The 744-nt window shown below is 63.4% G+C and carries 1 protein-coding gene; it reads left to right on the plus strand.

Annotation, left to right across the window (positions count from 1 at the left end):
• The first annotated feature begins 260 nt into the window (after positions 1–260).
• Positions 261–431, plus strand: a complete 171-nt coding sequence (locus NB3_RS35450; protein WP_157112178.1) for a hypothetical protein — start codon at positions 261–263, stop codon at positions 429–431.
• Positions 432–744 lie beyond the last annotated feature (313 nt).

Below are 744 nucleotides of genomic sequence, written 5' to 3' on the forward strand. Positions count from 1 at the left end.
TAGGTGCCAACCGGCACGACTCCTGTTGCCTGCGAACACGCAGGGTGGCGCGAAGCAATCAACGTGCGCTTCAATAGATGTCGGGAGAACCAGCAGACGTCACGACAGAGGTGACTTCATGCTGTTTCATGCCCGTATCGCGGTAGCTGATGGATGGTTTCCGGCATCCGCCTCGACCGTTGCGAGACAGGTCGCGTGCACGGTCCGCTCCTTTCCCGCGGCCCAGGCCTCTCACCAGCAGCTCCCACAGGTGGCCTGGCATGGGTGAGAACACCGATCACTCACGGGAATGGACCGACGAGGAACTCGCCTACATCAACAAGGTCCACCAACGGCTTTCCGGTCCGCTCTCCGAACGTCAACTCGCCGTGCTGCGCCGATGGTGGCAAGGCGGCTACGCCACAGACCACACCGAGGAGCCAGAGACCTGAAGTGCCAAGCGACCAGCCCACAACCCCGCCGCACTTCTCGAGGCGGGGTCACAATTCCTCTAACCAAGCATGGCGAAAGAAGTCCGAACCCCGTGGGATCGTTCCCAGTCCCGCCGACCTCAGTCCACCGGCGAGCCCGGAACAATCCGGTGCGCCCACGCGCGGCAAATCGCTGACGGCACCGAATCGATCATGACCCTACACCGCCGCAGCGTGATACAGCTCCCGATGCTCCGCCCACGGACGCGACCGCTCCTCCGCACTCATCGCCAACAACGCCCGCAACTTCCCCCACGCCACCTCATCAACCGGG

The organism is Nocardia beijingensis NBRC 16342, assembly GCF_001612785.1.
GTDB classification, from domain to species: domain Bacteria; phylum Actinomycetota; class Actinomycetes; order Mycobacteriales; family Mycobacteriaceae; genus Nocardia; species Nocardia beijingensis.